Raw genomic sequence first — 999 nt, forward strand, 5'->3', positions numbered from 1 at the left:
GCCAAGGCAATAGCCGCTTAAACAGGCCGTATATATGGAAGTTAACCTGCGCTTTTAATTATGCTACTGACTTGCAAAACCGGGGGAGACCATATAGGTGAGCAGCGCTTGGCTATACTTGAGCGAAGCGAAACTGCCAAGCGTTGCGAATCACTCTTAAATGCTTTGTTATAGCTCAGCTATGTGCGACAAGGTTTCAGGATGACGCTGAACCAATTTTAAAAGGGTTACCGCTTGCCCATTTGGTGCGCTACGCCCTTGTTCCCAATTTTCTAATGTACGAGATGATGTATGCAGTAAACGCGCAAATACACCACGAGACATATTAAATTGTTCACGGATACTAACGATTTCATTAGGCGAAATATCTAACTCGCTGATATCGTTAACTTGATGAGTTTTAAGGGTCAATTTACCCTCTGAATGTTCTTTAGCCTCAACAAGAGCTGAACCTAATTCTGTAAATAGATCACGATTGCTCATTACGCCACGCCTCCATAAAAGCCTTTAATTGTTTCTTTTGGTCTGCGGTTAAATCAGACATTTCATTCTTGCCATAGATTGTCAGCAAGTAGAAACGACGTTTTTCGTCGAGGAAGTAATAGATAACACGAGAGCCACCACGCTTGCCCTTACCCTTACTTGCAACTCGAATCTTTCGCAAACCACCTGTACCTTGAATCACGTCACCCTGCTTCGGGTTAGACATGAGTTCAGCTTGAAAAAACCTAAACTCATCATCGCTGAGGTATTCATTACGGTACTTTTCAAATATGGTCGATTCGACAAATATACTTTTCATACGCAGAGTATACGTAATCAACGTACAGATCGCAAAAACTATACGTGATTAACGTAGTCTTGATTTTATTATGAAGGCGAAACTGACCTGAGCTATAACGCCGCATTAAGGTGATGAGATGGTCTCCCCCTACCACTTCACATCGCTATCAGCCATGCTTGGAGTGTTCAGGTCCGAAGTAAAAGGAGAAGACCATG

At 42.5% G+C, this 999-nt stretch carries 2 protein-coding genes; both read right to left on the reverse strand.

The window, feature by feature from the left end; translation table 11 throughout:
* Nucleotides 1-168: 168 nt before the first annotated feature.
* Nucleotides 169-483, reverse strand: a complete 315-nt coding sequence (locus tag F0249_RS19990; protein WP_171757645.1) for a DNA-binding transcriptional regulator — start codon at nucleotides 481-483, stop codon at nucleotides 169-171.
* Nucleotides 470-802 carry a type II toxin-antitoxin system RelE/ParE family toxin gene (locus F0249_RS19995; protein ID WP_171757646.1) on the reverse strand — a complete coding sequence of 111 codons (333 nt, stop codon included), beginning with the start codon at nucleotides 800-802 and terminating at the stop codon, nucleotides 470-472. The genes F0249_RS19990 and F0249_RS19995 overlap by 14 nt, the downstream gene beginning before the upstream one ends.
* Nucleotides 803-999: the final 197 nt, after the last annotated feature.

The sequence above is a fragment of the Vibrio sp. 03-59-1 genome (genome assembly GCF_013114135.1).
Taxonomy (GTDB): Bacteria; Pseudomonadota; Gammaproteobacteria; order Enterobacterales; family Vibrionaceae; genus Vibrio; species Vibrio cortegadensis.